The 22,069-nt window shown below is 62.5% G+C and carries 18 protein-coding genes; 13 read left to right on the forward strand and 5 right to left on the reverse strand.

From position 1 onward, the window contains the following. The first annotated feature begins 4 nt into the window (after positions 1 to 4). The 9 genes from phnC (at position 5) to FQ320_RS03480 (ending at position 9,887) form a co-directional block, all read left to right on the forward strand. A complete protein-coding gene (phnC, locus tag FQ320_RS03440; protein WP_148470051.1) occupies positions 5 to 793 on the forward strand; it encodes a phosphonate ABC transporter ATP-binding protein in 789 nt (262 codons plus the stop codon). Continuing rightward, on the forward strand, positions 793 to 1,629 hold the full coding sequence (phnE, locus tag FQ320_RS03445; RefSeq protein WP_148470053.1) for a phosphonate ABC transporter, permease protein PhnE: 837 nt from the start codon (positions 793 to 795) through the stop codon (positions 1,627 to 1,629). Before phnC ends, phnE (FQ320_RS03445) begins: the two co-directional genes overlap by 1 nt. After that, entirely contained in the window at positions 1,629 to 2,444 is an 816-nt protein-coding gene (gene phnE / locus FQ320_RS03450; RefSeq protein ID WP_148470055.1) for a phosphonate ABC transporter, permease protein PhnE, read from the forward strand. The genes phnE (FQ320_RS03445) and phnE (FQ320_RS03450) overlap by 1 nt, the downstream gene beginning before the upstream one ends. Before the next feature lie 109 nt (positions 2,445 to 2,553). Then, positions 2,554 to 3,576 carry an ABC transporter substrate-binding protein gene (locus FQ320_RS03455; RefSeq protein ID WP_148470056.1) on the forward strand — a complete coding sequence of 341 codons (1,023 nt, stop codon included), beginning with the start codon at positions 2,554 to 2,556 and terminating at the stop codon, positions 3,574 to 3,576. A gap of 29 nt (positions 3,577 to 3,605) precedes the next feature. After that, positions 3,606 to 5,795, forward strand: coding sequence for an iron ABC transporter permease (locus tag FQ320_RS03460; RefSeq protein ID WP_255509350.1), 2,190 nt, complete (start codon positions 3,606 to 3,608; stop codon positions 5,793 to 5,795). Between the two features lie 9 nt (positions 5,796 to 5,804). Next, entirely contained in the window at positions 5,805 to 6,899 is a 1,095-nt protein-coding gene (locus FQ320_RS03465; protein ID WP_148470058.1) for an ABC transporter ATP-binding protein, read from the forward strand. A 113-nt stretch (positions 6,900 to 7,012) separates the two neighbouring features. Then, a complete protein-coding gene (gene hisC, locus FQ320_RS03470; protein WP_148470060.1) occupies positions 7,013 to 8,101 on the forward strand; it encodes a histidinol-phosphate transaminase in 1,089 nt (362 codons plus the stop codon). Continuing rightward, entirely contained in the window at positions 8,098 to 9,024 is a 927-nt protein-coding gene (locus FQ320_RS03475; RefSeq protein WP_148470062.1) for a prephenate/arogenate dehydrogenase family protein, read from the forward strand. Before hisC ends, FQ320_RS03475 begins: the two co-directional genes overlap by 4 nt. Positions 9,025 to 9,029: 5 nt before the next feature. Then, positions 9,030 to 9,887 (forward strand): extensin family protein, encoded by an 858-nt coding sequence (locus tag FQ320_RS03480; protein ID WP_148470288.1) that lies wholly within the window; start codon positions 9,030 to 9,032, stop codon positions 9,885 to 9,887. A gap of 3 nt (positions 9,888 to 9,890) precedes the next feature. Here the strand turns inward: FQ320_RS03480 and FQ320_RS03485 are convergent, their stop codons facing one another. Both FQ320_RS03485 and FQ320_RS03490 read right to left on the reverse strand, forming a co-directional pair. Then, the gene (locus FQ320_RS03485) at positions 9,891 to 11,084 is read right to left on the reverse strand and encodes a winged helix-turn-helix domain-containing protein (RefSeq protein ID WP_148470064.1); all 1,194 of its coding nucleotides are present in this window, start codon (positions 11,082 to 11,084) and stop codon (positions 9,891 to 9,893) included. Next, the gene (locus FQ320_RS03490) at positions 11,081 to 12,067 is read right to left on the reverse strand and encodes a DUF2125 domain-containing protein (protein ID WP_148470066.1); all 987 of its coding nucleotides are present in this window, start codon (positions 12,065 to 12,067) and stop codon (positions 11,081 to 11,083) included. Before FQ320_RS03490 ends, FQ320_RS03485 begins: the two co-directional genes overlap by 4 nt. Before the next feature lie 91 nt (positions 12,068 to 12,158). Here FQ320_RS03490 and FQ320_RS03495 point away from each other — a divergent pair, with 91 nt between their 5' ends. The 3 genes from FQ320_RS03495 to FQ320_RS03505 all read left to right on the forward strand — a co-directional run bounded on the left by FQ320_RS03495 (position 12,159) and on the right by FQ320_RS03505 (position 16,723). After that, complete coding sequence (locus tag FQ320_RS03495) at positions 12,159 to 12,695, forward strand: gamma-glutamylcyclotransferase (protein WP_148470068.1); 537 nt, start codon at positions 12,159 to 12,161, stop codon at positions 12,693 to 12,695. A 74-nt stretch (positions 12,696 to 12,769) separates the two neighbouring features. Beyond that, positions 12,770 to 13,975: a biopolymer transporter ExbB gene (locus FQ320_RS03500; protein ID WP_148470070.1), complete on the forward strand. Its 1,206-nt coding sequence runs from the start codon at positions 12,770 to 12,772 to the stop codon at positions 13,973 to 13,975. 3 nt (positions 13,976 to 13,978) lie between these two features. After that, on the forward strand, positions 13,979 to 16,723 hold the full coding sequence (locus FQ320_RS03505; protein WP_148470072.1) for a peptidoglycan -binding protein: 2,745 nt from the start codon (positions 13,979 to 13,981) through the stop codon (positions 16,721 to 16,723). A 24-nt stretch (positions 16,724 to 16,747) separates the two neighbouring features. On the opposite strand, the gene FQ320_RS03510 is transcribed toward FQ320_RS03505, so the two are convergent. The 3 genes from FQ320_RS03510 to gloB form a co-directional block, all read right to left on the reverse strand. Next, the gene (locus tag FQ320_RS03510) at positions 16,748 to 17,647 is read right to left on the reverse strand and encodes a M23 family metallopeptidase (RefSeq protein ID WP_255509351.1); all 900 of its coding nucleotides are present in this window, start codon (positions 17,645 to 17,647) and stop codon (positions 16,748 to 16,750) included. A gap of 67 nt (positions 17,648 to 17,714) precedes the next feature. Continuing rightward, positions 17,715 to 20,033, reverse strand: coding sequence for an ATP-dependent Clp protease ATP-binding subunit ClpA (clpA, locus tag FQ320_RS03515; protein WP_148470076.1), 2,319 nt, complete (start codon positions 20,031 to 20,033; stop codon positions 17,715 to 17,717). 189 nt (positions 20,034 to 20,222) lie between these two features. After that, positions 20,223 to 21,029 carry a hydroxyacylglutathione hydrolase gene (gene gloB, locus FQ320_RS03520; RefSeq protein ID WP_255509352.1) on the reverse strand — a complete coding sequence of 269 codons (807 nt, stop codon included), beginning with the start codon at positions 21,027 to 21,029 and terminating at the stop codon, positions 20,223 to 20,225. Positions 21,030 to 21,085: 56 nt separating this feature from the next. Between gloB and FQ320_RS03525 the strand changes: the two genes are divergently transcribed. Next, positions 21,086 to 21,832, forward strand: a complete 747-nt coding sequence (locus tag FQ320_RS03525; RefSeq protein WP_148470293.1) for a class I SAM-dependent methyltransferase — start codon at positions 21,086 to 21,088, stop codon at positions 21,830 to 21,832. Positions 21,833 to 22,069: the final 237 nt, after the last annotated feature.

The raw sequence follows: 22,069 nt of genomic DNA on the forward strand, positions 1-22,069 counted from the left end.
CTCCATGCTGCGGCTTGAAAAGCTGGTGAAAACCTACAAGACCGGTGATCAGGCGTTGAAATCGGTGGATCTGGAGATCCCCGAAGGTCAGGTTCTGGCGCTGATCGGGCCTTCGGGCGCGGGCAAATCCACCCTGATCCGGTGCATCAACCGTCTGGTGGAACCGACCTCGGGCAAGATTTATCTCGGCGGAACCGAACTGACCACTCTGTCCCAAGGCGCATTGCGACGCGAGCGGCGGCGGATGGGGATGATCTTTCAGGAATATGCGCTGGTCGAACGTCTGACGGTGATGGAAAATGTTCTGTCCGGGCGGTTGGGCTATGTCGGGTTCTGGCGCAGCTTCCTGCGCCGTTTTCCGCAATCTGACGTGGACGAGGCGTTTCGACTGCTCGACCGTGTCGGGTTGGCCCATATGGCTGACAAACGCGCCGACGAACTTTCGGGTGGGCAACGCCAAAGGGTGGGAATCTGCCGGGCGCTGATTCAGAATCCGGCGCTGTTGCTGGTCGACGAGCCGACGGCATCGCTTGACCCCAAGACCAGCCGGCAGATCATGCGGCTGATCTGCGAGTTGTGCCGCGAACGCGGACTTGCGGCGATCATCAACATTCATGACGTGGCGCTGGCGCAGATGTTCGTTCAGCGGGTGATCGGACTGCGATTGGGTGCCGTCGAATTCGACGGCCCGCCTGACGCCCTGACACCCGATGTTCTGACCACGATCTATGGCGAAGAGGACTGGGAAGCCACCATCGCCAAGGTCGAGGACGACGAGGACGAGGCCGCCTGATGAGCAATCCGACCTCCCCCAGCCCCGACACAGAACTGGCCACACTGCTGGGCAAACCCTGGCGCAAACCGCCGTTCATTAAACGTGCGGGCCTGCGCTGGATGCTGATCCTCGGTTTCGCCGCCTATCTGATCGCGGCGGTCCTGACGATCGAGGTCAACTGGTCGCGGGTCTATGACGGGCTTGAACGGGGCAAGCAGTTCGTGCTGGCCTTCGCCAGCCCGGATTTCACCACCCGGTCCAGCGATATCTGGGGAGGGATGCTGGAAAGCATCATCATGACCGTGGTCGCCTCGGTCGTTGGCATTGCGATTTCGATTCCCATCGCGCTCGGTGCGGCACGCAACATTGCGCCGCTGCCGGTCTATGTGACTTGTCGGGCGATCATCGCGATCAGTCGGTCGCTGCAGGAAATCATCGTCGCGATCCTGCTGGTTGCGATCTTTGGTTTCGGACCGCTGGCCGGGTTCCTGACCCTGTCCTTTGCGACCATCGGTTTCCTGAGCAAACTTCTGGCCGAAGACATCGAAAGCATGGACAAGGTTCAATCCGAAGCGGTCCGCGCCAGCGGCGCGCGCTGGTTGCAATGGATCAACTATGGCGTGCAGCCGCAGGTGATGCCCCGGCTGATCGGGTTGGCGATATATCGTATCGACATCAATTTTCGCGAAAGTGCAATTCTGGGTCTGGTTGGGGCGGGCGGCATCGGCGCCACCCTGAACACCGCCTTTGACCGGTATGAATACGATACCGCGGCCGCGATCCTGCTGATCATCATCGTGATCGTGATGGCGATGGAATATCTGTCGGGCGTGATCCGCGCGAGGGTCCAGTAATGCCGGTGTCCGAACGCGAAGGTCAGACACTGTGGAAGCGGCGCAGTGGTCGGGAAAGCCTGTTCCACTGGATCCTGTGGCTGATCGGAATCACCATCTTTGCCCTGTGCTGGCAACGGATTTCGGCGGTCACCACATGGTATTTCGTTTGGGACGCACCAACCATCGCGGGCGATATCTGGTCGCGCGCCACACCGCCCAAATGGGAGTATATCACCCAACTGGGCCGCCCGATCTGGGACACGCTGAACATCGCGACTCTGGGCACGATCATCGCGCTGATATTGGCAATTCCGGTGGCATTTCTGGCCGCGCGCAACACCACGCCTTCGGTCCTTCTGATCCGGCCGATCGCGCTGCTGATCATCGTCGCAACCCGGTCGATCAATGCTCTGATCTGGGCGCTGTTGCTGATCGCGATCATTGGGCCGGGCGTGTTTGCCGGGGTGGTGGCCATCGCGATCCGGTCGATCGGGTTCTGCGCCAAGCTGTTGTATGAGGCGATCGAGGAGATCGACGAATCCCAGGTCGAGGCGATTACCGCCACCGGCGCGTCCCGGTGGCAGGTCATGGCTTACGGCATCGTGCCGCAGATTCTGCCCGCTCTTGCCGGGATCGCCGTGTTCCGCTGGGATATCAACATCCGCGAATCGACGGTTCTGGGGCTGGTTGGCGCCGGGGGGATCGGATTGCAGCTTTCTTCGTCGCTGAACGTGCTGGCGTGGCCGCAGGTGTCGCTGATCCTGCTGGTGATTCTGGCGGCGGTGGTGATCTCGGAATGGGTGTCGGCCAAGGTGCGTGGCGCGATCATCTGACAGCATGCCGGGGCGGGCGATATGTCGAAATCATTTGCCAGACTGCGCATGGCTTCCTAACCTTTGACGACAAATCTGTAGCAAACAGATGGTCCAGGGAGGGACAGACATGATTTCGATCAAGACATTTCTCGGCGCATCGGTGCTGGCGTTTGCAGCGGCAGGCACGGCGCAGGCTGCCAAGCTGACGTTTTATTGCTCGGCACAAGAGGACTGGTGCCAATTGATGGCGAACAGTTTTCAGGACGCCACTGGAATCGATGTCGCGATGACGCGCAAATCATCGGGCGAGACGTTTGCCCAGATCAAGGCCGAGTCGGCAAACCCCAAGGGCGATGTCTGGTGGGGCGGCACAGGCGATCCGCATCTTCAGGCCGCCGAAGAGGGGCTGACGGCGGAATATATCTCGCCCATGCGCGACCAGTTGCATCCTTGGGCAATTTCACAGGCGGAAAGTGCGGGCAACCGGACAATCGGCATCTATTCCGGCGCTCTGGGCTATGGTTACAACAGCGATCTGCTGGCGGCGAACAACCTGCCAGAGCCGGCCTGCTGGGAGGATCTGCTCAAGCCTGAATATAAAGGCCATGTGCAGATGGCGAACCCGAATTCATCGGGCACCGCCTATACCACGCTGGCCACGATGGTGCAGCTGTTCGGCGAAGAAGGCGGGTTCGACTTCATGAAAGGTCTGCACGCCAATATCAACCAGTACACGAAATCCGGATCGGCACCGATCAAGGCGGCGGGCTTGGGCGAGAACACCATCGGAATCGTTTTCCTGCACGACGCCGTGGCACAGGCCGTTGCCGGTTTCCCGATCAAGGTCGTCGCGCCCTGCGAAGGCACCGGATACGAGATCGGATCGATGTCCATCATCGATGGCTCACGCAACATGGACGAGGCAAAACAGTTCTATGACTGGGCGCTGAGTGCCGAGGCGCAAAATCTGGCGTTGCAGGTCAATGCGTTTCAGGTGCCGTCGAACAAGGGGGCCGAAACATCGCCAAAGGCACCCGACATGTCGCAGATCAAGCTGATCGATTACGACTTCAAGACCTATGGATCGTCCGACGAACGGGGGCGGCTGCTGAAGAAATGGGATGATGAGGTCTCGGTGCTGCCCCAATAGTGGCGTTGCGCCGATCCGCTTCCGCTCCGGTGGCGCATCCGGTCCTGATCTTCTGGATTTTGGTCGGATGCGTCGGTTTTCTGCTTCTGCCTTGGTACGGGATCGAGGATTTCTTTGAATTCGGCTGGTTGTCAGACGGATATCCCTTTGACACCGATCTCGCTCCGGCGGCGTTTCTGCTGGCGCAGGGCGAAAAGCCCTGGCTTGCACCGCTGATCCTGCCGCTGCTGATGCCTCTGGCGGTGTTGCGGCGACCCAAAAGTGACCCATTGCACGCAAGAATTCTGATTGTGGCGGGGGCGTTCGGCTTTGGCTGGATGATCTTGCAAGGGTTCGCCATCGGGATCCGCGGCTGGAATTTCGACCTCGCCGCATCGGTGTTCGGCGATCTGGAAGACCGGCAGTTCGGAATGGGCTATGGGGCGCTGCTGTGTGCGTCGTCATTCCTGTTCGTCTTTGCGCAGGGAATTGCCGCACGGGGTGCGATCAATGGCGATGTTTTCGTCGTCGGGTCGATCACCGGAATTATCACCATCGTCAGCATTTTTGTGTTCTTCCCCATCGCCAAAATGCTGACGGCTGCCTTTGTCACCCAGGACGGCGGATATTCGGTCAGCGTCTTCCTGGCGAAATTCCTCGACAACCGGTTGTGGGGGCTTGGCTGTCTGTCGGGCGGGCGGTGCGGGGTGGCGTGGAATTCGCTGTTTCTCGCCGTTCTGGTGGCATTTTTCACCACCGCTCTGGGGCTGGTCTTTGCGCTGGTCGTCACCCGTTCGGGGTTTCGTTACAAACGCGTGCTCAGGGCGCTGACCGTGCTGCCGATCATCACGCCACCCTTTGTCATCGGGCTGGCGCTAATCCTTTTGTTCGGGCTGTCGGGCTCGGTGACGGTTTTCGTCTCCGATGCCCTCGGCGTGCAGCCGACGCGCTGGCTGTACGGGATGCCCGGCATTCTGATCGCCCAGACCCTCGCCTTTACCCCGATCGCCTTTCTGGTGCTGATCGGCGTGGTCGAAGGCGTGTCGCCCTCGATGGAGGAAGCGGCCCAGACCCTGCGCGCCTCCAAGTGGCAGGTGTTCCGCACCGTGTCGCTGCCGTTGATGCGGCCCGGTCTGGCCAATGCATTTCTGCTGGGCTTCATCGAAAGCATGGCCGACTTTGGCAATCCTCTGGTGCTTGGCGGGAATTTCGACGTGCTGTCGACCGAGATCTTCTTTGCCATCGTTGGCGCGCAATACGATCAGGGCAAGGCAGCCGTGTTGGCGATGGTGCTGCTGTTCTTCACCCTTGGCGCGTTCTATGCTCAGCGGTTCTGGCTGGGCCGGAAAAGTTACACCACCGTGTCGGGCAAGGGGGACAGCGGGGTGCACCCGCATATGCCCCGCGCTTTGGCGGTGCCCGTGATGGCCGTCGCGGCGGTCTGGGCGGTCTTTACCGTCGTCGTCTATGGCATGATCCTGTACGGGTCGGTTGTCGAACTGTGGGGCATCAACAATTCGCTGACCTTCAAGCACTATGTCACTGCCTTTGCCTTCCGGATCGAGGACAGCGGCATCCGCTGGTCGGGGTCGGCCTGGAACAGTTTCTGGACGACGCTAAAAATCGCCGCCATCGCGGCCCCCCTGACCGCCGCCGTCGGTCTGATCGCCGCCTATCTGCTGACGCGCCAGTCTTTTGCGGGCAAGAATGCATTTGAATTCGGCACCATGCTCAGCTTTGCGATCCCGGGCACGGTGATCGGGGTCAGCTATATCCTGGCCTTTAACGTCCCGCCGATCGAGATTACCGGAACCGGGATCATTCTGGTGGTCAGTTTCATCTTCCGCAACATGCCGGTCGGGGTACGTGCGGGTATCGCAAGCATGTCGCAGCTTGACCGGTCGCTGGATGAAAGTTCGCTGACGCTGGGTGCCAATTCCTGGCAGACCTTCCGCCGGATCATCCTGCCGTTGCTCCGGCCCGCGATCCTGGCCGCGCTGGTTTACAGCTTTGTGCGGGCAATGACGGCGATTTCGGCGGTGATCTTTCTGGTGTCGGCGGAATACGACATGGCCACCAGCTATATCATCGGGCGGGTCGAGAATAACGACTATGGGCTTGCCATCGCTTACTCTACTGCGCTGATCTTTGTCATGCTGGTGGTCGTCGGGCTGATGCAACTGGCAGTCGGGCGCACGGAAATCGGCCGGCGCATGTCGCAGTCGCGCACCAATGTCTGAGGGACCGGAATGAAAATCAACGCCAAGGCTGCCTCGGTCACCTTCCGCAATGTCAGCAAGGTCTACGGCAAGGATGTGCTGGCGGTCGATAATATCGACCTGACCATCGAAGCAGGCCGGCTGGTGACGTTGCTGGGTCCGTCGGGCTGTGGCAAGACGACGACGTTGCGGATGATTGCGGGGCTTGAAATGGCAACGCGCGGTTCGATCCTCATCGGCGACAGGGATGTGACGCTGCTGCCCGCGACCGACCGGGATGTCTCGATGGTGTTCCAGTCCTATGCCCTGTTCCCGCATATGACGGTGATGGAAAACGTGTCTTACGGACTGGGGTTTTCGGGGTTCGACAAGACTGAAACCCGTGATCGCGCGATGCAGGGGCTGGAGCTTGTGGGGCTCAGGGGATACGGGGCGCGGCTGCCCTCGGAGCTGTCGGGCGGGCAGCAGCAGCGCGTCGCGGTGGCCCGTGCTCTGGTGCTGGAGCCGCAGGTGTTGCTGTTCGACGAGCCCCTGTCCAACCTTGATGCGAAACTGCGCCGTCAGGTGCGTGAAGAGATCCGCGAGATCCAGCAGAACCTGGGCCTGACCGTGGTCTATGTCACCCACGATCAGGAAGAGGCGCTGGCGGTCTCCGACGAAATCATCGTCATGCGCAATGCCGGGATCGCGCAGGTTGGCACACCGCGCGAATTGTACGATGCGCCTGCCGACCGCTTCGTGGCCGATTTCATCGGTGAGGCAAACATCATCGCCTGCGAGATCCTGTCAGTCGAGGACGGCACCGCAACCGTGCGTATCGGCGATTTCGTCCATATATTGCCGGCGCGGGGCCTGAAGCCCGGTGCGGCCCTGATTGCCGTGCGCCCGACCCGTCTGGTGCTGGGCGCCGAAACAGGCATGGCGATGCAGGTGATCAAGGCAACATATGTGGGCAGCCGGATGGAATACACGCTGAGCGCCGGTTTCGGATCGGTCTATGCGGTCAGTGATGACGTCGATTCGCCGCTGGCCGTCGGCACGGAATTGACTGTCGGGCTGGACCGGATCGGCCCGGTTCTGTTGCCGCCCGATGCCGAGCGCGGGTCTGTCGCGGTGGGGCAGTGACCTTGAATCCCCACACCCTGCCAAATTTTCGCACCTGTGCTGCATTGGCCACATGTATTCTGGCTTCCGCCCCCACCCGACGCTAGAACGCCGCAGAAGGGGGACTACTGACCATGACACATGCCATTCAGCCAAAACCCGGCGTTCTCGAGATCAGGCCCTATGTGGGCGGTGAAAGCCGTATCCCCGGTGCGCGCGACGTAGTGAAACTGTCGAGCAACGAAAACCCCTTTGGCCCGTCCGAAGCGGCGAAAGAGGCGATCAGGAAGGCCGTGCATCAACTGCACCGCTATCCGTCAACGGATCACACCGCCCTGCGCACGGCCATTGCCGAAGTGCACGGTCTGGACCCGGCGCGGATCATCTGCGGCAATGGCAGCGACGAGATCATAACCCTGCTCTGTCAGGCCTATGGCGGGCCGGGAACCGAGGTGATCCATACCGAACACGGCTTCGGCATGTACCGGATCAGCGCGCTGGCCGCCGGAGCCGCCCCGATCGAGGTTCACGAGCAAGAGCGCAAGGTGGATGTCGATGCCATTCTGGATGCGGTGAATTTCCGCACCCGGTTGGTGTTCATTGCCAATCCGGGCAACCCCACCGGCACGATGATCGGCCAGAACGAAGTTGGCCGTCTGGCCGCCGACCTGCCCGAACATGTGATGCTGGTGCTTGACGGAGCCTATGCCGAATTCGTCGATGGGTATGACGGCGGCGCGAAACTGGTGGACGAGCGGGAGAATGTCTTCATGACCCGCACCTTCTCCAAGATCTATGGTCTGGGCGGCCTGCGGATCGGCTGGGGCTATGGCCCCGCCCATGCGATTGACGCGCTGAACCGGGTGCGCGGGCCGTTCAACCTGTCCGAGCTTCAGATGGCCGCTGCCGAGGCCGCCCTGAAAGACGAGGATTATGTCGACCGCTGCCGCGCCGAGAACACGCGCATGCGGGCCTGGCTGGCCAAGGGGCTGAATGATCTGGGGGTGCCGTCTGACACGTCCTTTGCCAACTTTGTCCTGGCCCGGTTTGAAAGCGTCGAAGAGGCGGACGCCTGCGAGGCGCATCTGCGCTCCGAGGGGCTGCTGGTGCGCAAGACAGCCGGCTACAAACTGGCCAACTGCCTGCGTATCACCGTGGGGGACGAGGCATCGTGCCGCCGGGTGATCCATGCCATGACAGCGTTCAAGGACCGCGACGGATGAGCCATATCTATGAACGGGTTGCGCTGATCGGCTTGGGCCTGATCGCCGGGTCCATGGGGCTTGCCATGCGTCGCGCGGGGCTTGTGGGTGAAATCGTCGGCACTGCGCGCACTGCCGAAACCCGCGATGTCGCAGTGGGTCTGGGCCTGTGCGACCGGGTGACAGAGACCAACGCCGAAGCGGTGCAGGGCGCCGATCTGGTGGTTTTATGCGTGCCCGTGGGGGTGATGGGTGCCATCGCCGCCGAAATAGCGCCGCATCTCGCGCCCGGCTGCACCGTCACGGATGTCGGCTCGGTCAAACGCGCGGTGATCGAAGCGGTGGGGCCACACCTGCCGGAGGGTGTGCATTTCATTCCGGCCCACCCGCTGGCCGGAACCGAACATTCGGGGCCAAATTCCGGTTTCGCCGATCTGTTCCGCAACCGTTGGTCATTGCTGGTGCCGCAAGAGGGCACTGATGAGGCCGCCGTGGCGCGTCTGCGTGCATTGTGGGAGGGGATGGGCGCAAATGTTGATGTGATGGACGCCGATCACCACGATCTGGTGCTGGCGGTGACCAGCCACACGCCGCATCTGATCGCCTATACGATGGTCGGGGTCGCTGACGATCTGCGGCGCGTCACCGACAGCGAGGTGATCAAATATTCCGCCGCCGGTTTTCGCGATTTCACCCGTATTGCAGCCAGCGATCCGACCATGTGGCGCGACGTGTTCCTGACCAACCGCGAGGCGACACTCGAGATTCTTGGCCGGTTCACGGAAGAGCTGTTTGCGTTGCAGCGCGCAATCCGCAAGGGTGACGGCGACCATCTGTTCGACTATTTTACCCGCACCCGCGCCATCCGGCGCAGTATCATCGAGGCTGGACAGGACACCGACGCACCGGATTTTGGCCGCAGCGGAGACAGGACCAAAACGTGACACGGATGACCGGATTGACCCTCGCCATCGCGTTGCTCACCAGCGGCGCGGCTTGGGCGAATCCGCCAACATCTTCCCCCCGGCCCCAGTCCCGCTCGATTCCGGATACCGAGGTAACGCAGGCCGTTGTTGCCAATACCGCCGAAACAGGTCTGGTCGCGCAGGTCCTGCGAGACGTCAAACAGCCCGCAGCGCCGGGCAAGGTCGTTCAGGCCACGCTGGCCGGGGGTGTCATACACTCGCCCCGCCCGCCCGAACGGCCCGAAAACCTGTATCGCAAGGCGACGGTGGCGGCCGCCGGGTTCCGCGCGGTGCCGTTGCCACCGGTCAGCGGAATAAAAGGCACTCTGTGTGGTGATCCGTCGATTCAGGGCGTGCGCATGTCGCCGATTGCCGGGCGGTTGCGTGGTTGCGGCGTGCCTGAACCGGTGCAGGTGCGCGCTGTGTCGGGCGTGACACTCTCCACCCCCGCCACCATGGATTGCACCACGGCAAAGGCGTTGAAATCCTGGGTCGACCGGGGCGTCATGCCTGTCATAGGCCGGTTGGGTGGTGGCCCGGCCGAGTTGCGCGTGGCGGCGCATTACTCTTGCCGCACCCGCAACAACCAGCCGGGCGCGAAGATTTCAAACCACGGTATGGGGCAGGCGATCGATATTTCCGGTATCGTGCTGCAAAACGGTGTGGCGATCGATGTGCTGAAAGGTTGGCGCGGTGGGCAGCACTCGGGCATGCTCAAGGCAATGCACCGCGCCGCCTGTGGGCCGTTTGGCACGGTTCTGGGGCCAAACGCCGACCGGTATCATCAGGATCACTTTCACCTGGATACCGCGCGATATCGGCGCGGCTCCTATTGCCACTGAGCGTCAGACAGAGGCGCGCTGCCAGCCTTCGGCGAACGTCACACCAGTCAGTCCGGCAAATCTGGCGGTCCGGTTCAGTGCGGATTCCAGCCGCGCACGCCGCCCCGCACCCATCCGCACAGCCGGTTCGGGCCAGAAAGCGGTGACGTGCAAGGTGCCGCTGGCCCGATTTGCCGCCGTATCGATCCGCCCGATCAGGCGATCCCCCTCAAGCAGCGGAAACACATAATACCCGTATTTGCGCCGCGCGGCCGGCACGAAGATCTCGATACGATAATCGAACCCGAACAGCCGCAGTGCACGTTTGCGGTCGCGCAGGGCAGGGTCAAAGGGCGACAGCACGCGGATCATACCCGGCGCGTCGGGCAGGGCGTGCGCCGCCTGCACTGTGCCCGGGCGGGCAAAGTGACTGCGCCATGAGCCATCGGCGGATTCAACCTCGATCTGTTCGATTTCGCCGCGGGCGCGGGCGGCTGACACCCATTCCCGCGCCTCGGCCGGAGAGATCAGCGCCCAGAACGCGGACAATTCGCCGTGGGTGGCGAACCCCAGACGGTCCAGCGCGGCGTTGCAGGCCCAGTCCACCGTCGCCGCTTCGTCCAGCGGTGTGGTGTGAGGCGGATAGACGTTGGCGGCCAGATCATAGACCTTGCGGAACGCGTCACGGCGGCTCACGGCCAGATCGCCGCACCGCCAGAGGTATTCCAGCGCAGTTTTCGACGGGTGCCAATCCCACCAGCCATCCCCGGTCTTGCCCGAGGAGCGGTCAGCGAAATCATCGGACCGGCAGGGGCCATCGGTTTCTATCCGCCGGGCGACATTGGCAATTTCATCCATATATCCGGGGCGACGCCAATTGGACCATCGGCGTTCCAGCGACACCCGGTCACGGGCGAACCGCAGCCGCCAGTGGGGCAGGAATTCTGTCGGGATCACCGATGCATCGTGGGTCCAGTGTTCAAACAGCGTCCGGTCCCGCTCCAGCAGCGGCGGCAGATCCGCCGGTCGATAAGAGGTGCGCCGGGCGTGCAGGATCATGTGATGCGCCCGCTCGACCGTCGTCACGCTGTCCACCTGCACAAAGCCGAGCCGGGTGATCAGCGACAGCAGGCCGCCGCCCTGAGATGGCGCATCCAGCAGGGCGTGGCGATGCAGAAACAACCGCCGTGCAGCCCCGTTGGTCAGGCGCTGGGTCATCTGAGCCTTGGCGCCGGACCCAGTGGAACCGGGCCCAGCGACACCAGACCCTTGGCAAAGTTCAGCGGCATCGTGACGCTGTCCGAGCCGCCCGACAGCAGGGCCAGACCCTTCTCGACCGTATCCTTGAGCCCGTCCTGTACCAGCCCGGCGGCAACGGCCATGTCGAGCATCCCGCGCCACTGGGTCGCCGTAACGGTCACGAGCCCGGTGGGGGTGCCGGCCTCGTCGACGGTCAGCGCGCCGGTCGCCTCCAGCGTCATGTCACCCCAGATCATCCGCGCCGAGGTCACGTCAAGCGCGGTCAGTTCCGGGCGATCGGCACCCAGCGCAGACCGGTCCCACGGCGCATCGAAGGCAGCGGTCGCGTCGATCTTCAGGGTTTCCAACGCGGCGGGCAGGGTGCCCTCTGGGTCAAGCCGACTGCGCAAATCCGAAGTCGGCGCGAACCCAAGCAGTTCCAGACCGATGTCATGGGCGTTTTCCCGCGCGACCGCACGGCGGGTGGCCAGCCGTCCTTCGTCCAGAGAAACCGACCAGCCGCTTCGCCCGGTCACAGTGACCGTCTCGGCGATGAATGCCGAGTGATCCAGAGCAAGGGAGGTATTGGGAGCAAACACCACCGATCCGCGCATCCGGTCGCTGGTCACGGCGATGTCGTCGAAGGGCGTCGTGATGCTTTGCAGGTGCGGCAGGGCGGCGATCACATGGTTGGGTTTATAGCTGAGCGCGAGAATCTGCGCGATCTCTCCGGACCAGCCCAGCCCGCTTTGCGGATCGGCAAGGGTTAGGCCGGTCACCGTGGTGTCGAAACGATTGGGAAACCCCGAGGTGTTCAGCCCGTCATAGGCAACGGTCCAGCCATCGGCACGGCGCGCCTCCAGCCAGGCGGTCAGCCCTCGTTCCACCGCCGACGCGCCGACGAACCAGTATCCGCCCCAAGCCAACGCCGCGATTACGATCACCGCGATAAGTATGCGCACGCCCGTTCCTTTCGGTCACTTCGGTGCCGAGCCCCTTTCGCCCGGCGTCATGGTGGTGTTTACAGGCGGAGCAGAAAAAGGACCAGTCGTCATGGCAATGTGGGTGTTCGGATACGGATCGCTGATGTGGAACCCGGGGTTCGGCGTCGCCGAAAAGGCGGTGGCGACACTGGGCGGTCACGCGCGCACCTTCTGCATGCGCTCGATCCATCATCGCGGCAGCTCGGCCGCGCCGGGGCTTGTGCTTGCGCTTGATCCGCACCCCGATGCCTGTTGCATCGGTCTGGCGTTTCGTGTCGTCGACGGGATCGAGGACCAGACACTTGCGGATCTGCGCGAGCGTGAACTGATCTCATCGGCCTATGTCGAGCGTGAGGTGACTCTGGATCTGGTGGACGGGCGGCAGGTGACCGCGCTGGCCTATGTCGTTGACACCGAACATGTGCAGTACTGCGGCGGCCTGCCGCTTGAGGAACAGGCGCATATCATCGCTCATGCCGTCGGCGATCGCGGGCCGAACACCGAATATCTGTACAACACCGTTGCACATCTGGGCGATGTGGGTATTCCCGATGCCGATCTCGGCTGGCTTGACGGACGGGTGCGGGAAATCCTCACAAAGGGCTAATCTTTGGGGGATATTGGACATTCGCCACGGCTGCTTTATGCTGCGGCGCAACAATGAAAAGTCAGGGCAGTTCCATGGCGCGCAAGCCGGGTCGCGAGGCCGAGCCGCAGTTTACCCAACCCGTGCGCCAGATCACCATGATGCTGGTGGTACTGGTGCTGGTCGCGATGGGCGGATACGTCGCCTTTCCGCGCGTTGCGCCGGTGTTTCTGGCCAATCCATGGCTGAACGGTTTCATCGCGCTGGTGTTCGTCTTCGGAATTCTCGCCTGTTTCTGGCAGGTGTTCCAACTGTATCAATCGGTGTCCTGGATCGAAGGCTTCGTTGCCGAAAATCCGGGCCATGAATTTGTCAGCGCACCGCGGCTTTTGGCTCCGCTTGCGGCGCTTTTGCGGTCGCGTGGGCGAGAGATGCAGATCTCGGCGTCCTCATCCCGATCAATTCAGGATTCCGTTGCCACGCGGATCGACGAGGCGCGGGATATCACCCGGTACCTCGTCAATCTGCTGATCTTCCTTGGCCTTCTGGGCACATTCTATGGCCTTGCCACGACGGTTCCGGCGATTGTCGAAACCATCCGCGGCCTTGCCCCGCAACAGGGCGAAGACGGCATGGCGGTATTCGCCCGTCTGATGGGCGGGCTTGAGAAACAGTTGGGCGGCATGGGGGTGGCATTTTCGTCATCGCTTTTGGGGCTAGCCGGATCGCTGGTCGTTGGGCTGCTGGAACTGTTTGCCAGCCATGGCCAGAACCGTTTTTACCGCGAGCTTGAGGAATGGCTGTCCAGCATCACGCGCCTTGGATATGCCGCCAGCGGCGACGGAGAGTCGCAGGGTGATGCCGGGATGATCGCCGCGCTGATGGATCATATGGTGCGCCAGATGGACCAGATGCAGCAGATCTTCGTCGAATCCGATATGGCCCGTACCGAGGTCGACAGACGGTTGGGTGATCTGGCCGCTTCCATCGACCGAATGACCCAGCGGATGGAATCCGAAGGTGCTGTGTCGGGCGCGCTGGATCGCGTGGCGCGCGGGCAGGACAAGCTGGCCGAACTGATGGAAGCCCAGGCCGAACAGGGCGGCGGCTCGGTCGATGCCGAAAGCCGGATGCGCCTGCGCTCGATCGATGTGCAGCTGCTGCGTCTGCTTGAGGAAATGGCCGCGGGCCGTCAGGAAAGCACCTCCGAGCTGCGCAATGACCTCAAGCAGTTGATCCGCGCTGTAAGGGGTCAGAGCCGGATCGAGGCATCGCCTGCCAGCAACGGCAGCCGGAGCTGAACCATGGCACTGACGCGCCGCTCCAACCGTGCCGTCTCCAACAGCATCTGGCCCGGTTTTGTAGATGCGATGACGGCACTTCTGCTGGTGATGATGTTCGTTCTGACCATATTCATGGTGGTCCAGTTCGTGCTGCGCGAAGAGATTTCCGGTCAGGAAACCGAGCTTGACGCGCTGGGGTCCGAGGTGGCGGGGCTGACCCGGCTTCTGGGGCTCGAACAGGCGCGCACTGCGGATCTTGAAACCGCCAACACCGATCTTGACGCCGAATTGCAACAGGCGCGCGGCCGGGTCACCGAGCAGGACACATTGATCTCGAGCCTGACCGCAGCGCGCGAAACCCAAGCCGCCCGGATTGCCGATTTCGAGACGCAGTTGGCGACGCTTTTGACCGAACGGGACGCTGCCCGGCAAGAAGGCGCATTGCTCAGCGCCTCGGTCGATGAACTGGAAGCGGCGCAAACACAGTTGCTGACCGAGCAGGAGCAATTGCAGCTGGCACTGGCCCGCGCCCGCGATGAAATCGACGTGACTGCCGAACAGGCCCGCCTTGCCGCCGCCCGCCGCGAGGCTCTTGAGGCGATGACGGCGGATTTGCGCAACACTCTGGGCGACCGCGACGCGACACTGGCCAACCTGACGGCGACGTTGGACGATACACAACAACGGCTGAGCGATGAAGAACAGGCGCGCCTTGCCGAAGCCGCCGCAGCCGAGGCGCTGCGCGAGCGGTTGCAGAATTCCGACGCCGAGCTTTCCGCGATGACGCTGGCGCTTGAGGAGCAGCGCAAGCGTGCAGAAGACACGCTGACCCTGCTGGCCGCGGCCGAAAAGGCGGGCGAGGATCTGGATGCGAAACTGGCCATCGCGCTGCTGGATCAAAAGGCCGATGCTGCCGGTCTGGCGCAACTTGCGACGGACAAGGCCGATTTAAACCGGCGTCTGGCGCTGGCGATGCTGACGCAGGATAAGACCGACGAACAGCTGGCCACCCTGCAAATCGCGCTGGATCAGGCCGAAACCGACCGGGCGGCGCTGAACGCGAAACTGGCGGCAGCGCTGCTGGCCGAAGGGAAGAGTGCCGAACAGGTGGCGGCGCTGACGGCCGATCTTGAAGGATCGGCAACGGATCGCGCCGATCTGAACCGGCGGTTGGCAGCGGCGCTGACCGAGCGTGACGATGCGTTGGCGCAGGGCATGGCACTGGGCGAACAGGCTGCTGAATCCGATACCGCCCGCGCCACCCTGAACCGCGATCTTGCGGCAGCACTGTTGGCGCAGGACGAATTGCGCGCGGCACTGGACGCCACCACCGGCGCGTTGGAAACAGCCGAGACCGATGCGGCGACACTGGACGAACGGTTGGCGGCGGCGCTGCTGGCAAAGGATCAGACCTCCGAGGCGCTGGCCGAGGCGCGCGCTGCGCTGGACACTGCCGGGCTTGACCGCGAGGACCTGACCGCGCGTCTGTCCGCCGCGCTGTCACAGGCCGATACCCGGCAAGGCGAGCTGGACGACAGCGAGGCGGCGCTGGCCGCAGCCCTGACCGCCCGCGCCGCCCTGTCCGATGACCTGCAACAGGCCGAGGCGGCGCTTTCCGCTGCCCTGACCACCCGCGCCAAGGCCGAGGGTGAACGGGAATCAGCCGAGGCTCTGTTGCGGGCGGCGTTGCAGCAAGTTGATGAAACGACCGATGAACTGGCCACGATATCCGCCGCATTGCGCGCCGCCGAAGCCGCGCGCGAGCTGTTTCAGGGCGATTTGCAGGCCGCCCGTGATCGTTTGGCCGAAGCAGAGTCCGAGGTGGATCGCCTGCGTGAAACCGTGGGCCGCGAGGCGACCGAACGGGATCGTCTGGCCGCCGCTCTGGATGCCGCCCGTCGCGAGGCCGTCGCGCTGGAAAACGCAGTCGGTGCCGACGAAAACCTGCGCGATCAACTGGCCGATGTGTTGGCCGCGAAGCTGGCCGCCGAACGGCAGGTCGAGGCGCAACTGTCCGAGGCCAAGCAACGCGCAGTGCTTTTGGCCACGGCCAATCAGCAGCTTGAATCCGAAGAGGCACGATCAGCCGAAAGTCAGCGCCGGTTGACCGTGCTGAACCAGCAAGTGACCGAATTGCGCCGCCAGTTGGACCAGTTGCAGGGGTTGCTGGATCTGGCATCCGATAAAGACAAAGTCAGCCGCGTGCGCATTGAATCGCTGGGCTCTGACCTGAACGCCGCTTTGGCCCGCACCGCAATCGAAGCGAAACGCCGCGCCGAACTGGAAGCCGCCGAACGCCAGCGGCTGGAACGCTATCAGTCGGAATTCTTTGGCCGGTTGCGCGATGTTCTGGGCGACCGCGAAGGGGTCAAAATCGTCGGCGACCGGTTTGTGTTCTCATCCGAGGTGCTTTTTGAGAGCGCCAAGGCGGAACTTTCCCCCGAGGGTGAGGCGCAGATTTCCGGCGTGGCCGATCTTTTGCTTGAGGTGTCGCAAGAGATTCCCGAAGGCATCGATTGGGTGATCCGCGTCGATGGTCACACCGACAACGTGCAATTGAATCCAACGGCACAATATGCCGACAACTGGGAGCTGAGCCAGGCGCGTGCCTTGTCAGTTGTGCGGTATCTGACCAAACAGCGGGGGTTCCCGGCAAACCGGCTGGCCCCCACAGGATTTGGCGAATTCTATCCGGTGAACACAGCCGATACGCCCGAGGCACGGGCCCAAAACCGGCGAATCGAGTTGAAGCTGACCGAGCGATAGGGCGGGGGCTGCCGCGCAACCCGCCTAGGGGGTGATGGTCAGGACGGTCGCGCGTTGTTCGATTTCGGCTCCGTCGCGCAGCAATCGGATCGTGCCGGTGTAGTCACCCGCAGACCATCCTTCGCCCGGCGTTCTCCGTCCGACGGCGCGGAAATACTGCGCCAGTGGCCGGTCCAGAGTGGCCTCTTGCGACAGGACATTGCCCGACGGCCCGGTGATTGTGATCTTCAGGACATCGCCCGCATGGCCGCCGTACCCATAGGCCCAGAGAACAAGCGCGGGCGCACCGCCGGGCAGCGATTCAGCACCAGCCGTCCCGTCCTTGATCGCCGCATATTCGGGCACCGCATCGGAGAAACCCGCCGCGATCAGACCGCCGGGGCGGTATTCGGGAGTGTCCTGCCACAGGGTGCGTTCGGGCGTACCGCAGGTGAAAGTGGCATCGGGATTGAACGGATCAATGATTTCCCCATCGTGGCGCACCGAAAGGTGAAGATGCGGAAATTCGGTCTGCCCGCTTAACCCGACTTGACCCAGCACTGTTTGCGCATCCACGCCATTGCCGCGTCTAACCTGAATCGAGCCGCGTTTCATGTGGCAATACTGGGTTTCCCAGCCGTCGCCGTGATCAATGACCACGCCATTGCCGCATTCCTTGTCGGTCACATCGGGGGCCCCATCGCTCCCCTGCAAATGGTCAGCCATGCCGTCGCGTACGCTGCGCACCACACCGGGCGCGCCGGGATAGACATCCACGCCCGCCCGAAACGCGGCAAGCGATTGCAGCGCGATATCTGTGCCCTTGTGCCCGTCATAGCTGAGCGGACCGCAAGAATAATCACTGGCCCCGGGTCCAGAGTCGGCATCGGTATATTGCTGGATGAAACAGCTGCTGCCGAGGGTGCAATCAAGCGGGAGATTCAAAACAGGCTCGCCCGCGACCGCAGGGGTCGCGAGCGTCAGTGACAGGATCAGCGCCCCCCGCACCCGATCAATCGGCGGTCAGCAGAGGCGGTTTTTTCGACGCAAGACGACGGGTTTCTGGCGGACGGATGTCCAGATGAAGCTTACCGTCCTTGACGCCGACCTGCACGATGCCGCCTTTCGCCAGTTGGCCAAACAACAGTTCTTCGGCCAGCGGTTTCTTGATGTACTCTTGAATGACGCGTCCCAGTGGGCGCGCCCCCATCTTGTCGTCATACCCCTTGTCGGCCAGCCATGCCGCCGCTTCGGGCAGCAGGTCGATGTGGACATTGCGATCCAACAGCTGTGCCTCAAGTTGCAGGACGAATTTCTCGACCACTTGCAGGATCACCTCTTTCGGCAATGCGCCGAACGAAATCACAGCGTCAAGCCGGTTGCGGAATTCCGGCGTGAACATGCGCTCGATCGCGGCCGTATCCTCGCCCTCGCGCTTGTCCCGTCCGAAACCGATCGCCGCCCTTTGCATGTCGGCGGCACCGGCATTTGACGTCATGATCAAGATGACATTGCGGAAATCGACCGCCCGTCCGTTGTGATCGGTCAACTTGCCGTGGTCCATCACCTGCAGCAGGATGTTGAACACGTCGGGGTGTGCCTTTTCGATCTCGTCCAGCAGCAGGACGCAGTGGGGGTGCTGGTCGACGCCATCGGTCAGCATGCCACCCTGATCGAACCCGACATAGCCCGGAGGCGCACCGATCAGCCGGGAAACCGCGTGTTTCTCCATGTATTCCGACATGTCAAAGCGCAGAAGTTCCACACCCAGCGTATCGGCCAGCTGTTTTGCCACCTCAGTCTTGCCCACGCCCGTGGGTCCGGCGAACAGATAGTTGCCGATCGGTTTTTCAGGTTCGCGCAGCCCGGCGCGGGCCAGTTTGATCGCGCTGGCCAGTGCGGTGATCGCTTCATTCTGGCCGAACACCACACGTTTCAGCGAACCCTCCAGATCGCGCAGCACCTCTGCGTCGTCTTTCGACACGCTCTTTGGCGGGATACGCGCGATCTTGGCCACCACTGCCTCGATCTCTTTCACGCCGATGGTTTTGCGGCGCTTGGATTCGGCCACCAGATGCTGGGCCGCTCCGGCCTCGTCGATGACATCGATGGCCTTGTCCGGCAGTTTCCGGTCATTGATGTAACGGGCGGAGAGTTCGACCGCCGTCTTGATCGCGTCAGCGGTATATTTGATGTGGTGGTGTTCTTCGAAATACTCCTTGAGCCCCTTCAGGATCTTGATCGTGTCTTCGACCGAGGGTTCTGACACGTCGATCTTCTGGAACCGGCGGGACAGTGCGCGATCCTTTTCGAAATGCTGACGGAACTCTTTATAGGTGGTGGAGCCCATGCAGCGCAGCTTGCCGCCCTGCAACGCAGGTTTCAGCAGGTTCGAGGCATCCATCGCGCCGCCGCTGGTCGCGCCGGCGCCGATCACAGTATGGATTTCATCGATGAACAGCACGGCGTCGGGATGAGCCTCAAGCTCGGTCACGACGGCCTTCAGCCGCTCTTCGAAATCGCCGCGATACCGGGTCCCAGCCAAAAGCGCACCCAGATCAAGGCTATAGATGGTGGCTGACGCCAGAACCGCAGGGGTTTCGCCTTTGACGATCTTGCGCGCCAGACCTTCGGCGATGGCCGTCTTGCCCACGCCCGGATCGCCCACCAGCAGGGGGTTGTTCTTGCGCCGACGGCACAAGACCTGGATGCAACGCTCGACCTCCTGCTCGCGACCGATCAGAGGATCGACATCGCCCTTGCGGGATTTGCTGTTCAGATCGACGCAGTATTTGGACAGCGCCGATTCCTTTTGCTCACCTTCTTCAACAGCCATTTCTTCATCCGGGTCGGGGGAACCGTTTACTGAGCGGGTTTCGCCAAAGGATGGGTCCTTGGCGACGCCATGGGCAATGAAATTCACCGCATCATAGCGGGTCATATCCTGTTCCTGAAGGAAAAAGGCGGCGTTGGATTCCCTTTCGGCAAAGATTGCGACCAGCACGTTGGCGCCGGTCACTTCAGTGCGGCCCGAGGATTGGACATGGATCGCGGCGCGCTGAATCACCCGCTGGAAAGCGGCAGTCGGCACGGCCTCGGACCCGTCGATATCGGTCACAAGGGTGGAAAGGTCGTCGTCAATGAATTCGACCAGTGTCGATCTCAGGTCGTCGAGATCGACCGAGCAGGCCTGCATCACAGTGGCGGCGTCGGGTTCGTCGATGAGTGCCAGCAGCAGATGCTCCAGCGTTGCAAGTTCGTGTCGGCGCGCATTGGCCAGTGCCAACGCGGAGTGGATGGCCTGTTCGAGTGTCGTTGAAAATGAAGGCACCGCCGTGCTCCTTCCTATCTGGGCCGGAAAGGGTGATCCTTCCGCGACCTTCGCCTCTTCTCCTTAAAGCTTGGTTGTTTATCCCGCTGCTTCAAGAGTTTTCTTTACACGACCGGTCACAATTCCGATCGGTGTGACCCGCACCAGAGGGTGCCGGCCACGAATTCATCGGGGATAAATCGATTCCCGTCAAAACCTGTCCTTTGCCGCACGGATGGTCGCAAAGACCGCGGCATCGCTGTCGTGTTGCATAGATAAGGCTGATTTCACCGACGACAATCCGGCGCGCAGAAATGGATTGGTCGCAAGCTCAAGCGCCAGAGAAGACGGCACAGTGGGCTGTCCCTTGTCGCGCGCGGTCTGGATCGCCTTGGCCCGGTCCTGCAGGGCAGCGTTGTCCGGCTCGATGGTCAGGGCGAATCGGGCGTTGGCCGCCGTGTATTCATGGCCCGAACAGATCAGCGTCTCGGGCGGCAATACAGCCAGGCGCGACAGGCTGGCCCACATTGTTTCAGGCGTACCTTCGAACAGCCGCCCGCACCCCAGCGCCATAAGACTGTCGGCGGTAAAGGCAGCCTTGGCGTCGGGAACGTAAAAGGCGATATGGCCCATGGTATGGCCCGAAACGTCGATGACATGGACGTCATGCCCGGCAAAGGCGAACCGGTCGCCGCCGTCGACCGTGCGGTCCAGCGAGGGCAGGCGGCGTGCATCCGCCGCCGCGCCGGTGACGCTCGCGTCCGGGTGTGCCGCCAGAATTTCCGGCAGTGCCTGCACATGATCCGCATGGTGATGGGTGATCCAGATCTCGGACAGGGTCCATCTGCGCCGGTCGAGTTCGGCCAGAATCGGCGCCGCCTCGGGGGCGTCGATCAGGGCGGTGGCGCCGGACGCCGAATCGTGCAGCAGGAACGCGTAATTGTCGGACAGGCATGGGATCGTGACAAGTTCGCAGCCTGCAATCCGGTCGGGTGTGGTAACGGGGGGCATGGTCATCGCGGTGCAGCCTTCCTATGTTCGCTCCAGACTTGCAGCAATCGGGCCGGGCTTCAATGCATCTGGATGTTCTCGACCTCAGAACCTTTTACTACCGCACGGCTCTGGGCCGGGCGGCACAACGCGCCGTGCGCGATCAGGTGGTTGCGCTGTGGCCGCCTGCGCGCGGGCACACGGTTGCCGGTTTCGGTTTCGCCGTGCCGCTTCTGCGACCCTATCTGGAACTTTCGGACCGGGTGATCGGCCTGATGCCCGGACAGCAGGGGGTCATGCCCTGGCCGCAGGGAATGGCGAATGTTTCTGTGCTCTGCGAGGAAACCCTCTGGCCGCTGGAGCGGGATTCGGTCGACAGGCTGATGGTCATGCACGGTCTGGAAACCAGCGAGGACCCGTCAAGCGTGCTGGCCGAATGCTGGCGCGTGCTGAAACCACAGGGGCGCGGGTTGTTTGTCGTGCCCAACCGGGCAGGCTTGTGGGCGCGGCGCGATGGCACGCCTTTTGGATTTGGCCATCCCTATTCCCGGTCGCAGCTGGAATCGCTGTTGCGCAGACACGGTCTGATCCCGCAGCGCCAAGTGGCCGCATTGTTCCAGCCCCCCAGCGACCGGCGGTTCTGGCTTCGCGCCGGAGCGGTGATGGAGCGTGTCGGTCGGGCGGTGTCAGGGCACTATGCCGGTGGCGTTCTGATGGTCGAAGTGTCCAAACAGGTGCCCGCGCCAACAGGAATGGGGCTGCGGGATTCGCTGCGCCGCCCGTTGCGTGTTCTGGACGGTCTCGGCGCGCCCGAGCCGAAACCTGTCTGATCCCAAGCACTGCGCAGGTCGGGGCCTGGGGGAAAACACGCGCCTCTGATTTGATCAATCTGATGATTGATACAGCCTTGTTGGGCTGAACCGGCAGGAGAATCACCGGATACCGTCCTGAAATCTATGGTTTTCCGATTATATATGCACTGCAGACGGGAACCGTTGTCACACCGTCCATAGCCTGTTGCGGGGTTGGAATAACCCTGCTACACCCCCCCCGATCTTGATGACGAC

Origin of the sequence: Oceaniovalibus sp. ACAM 378, from assembly GCF_008085915.1 — a bacterium.
In the GTDB taxonomy this organism is placed as follows: domain Bacteria; phylum Pseudomonadota; class Alphaproteobacteria; order Rhodobacterales; family Rhodobacteraceae; genus Oceaniglobus.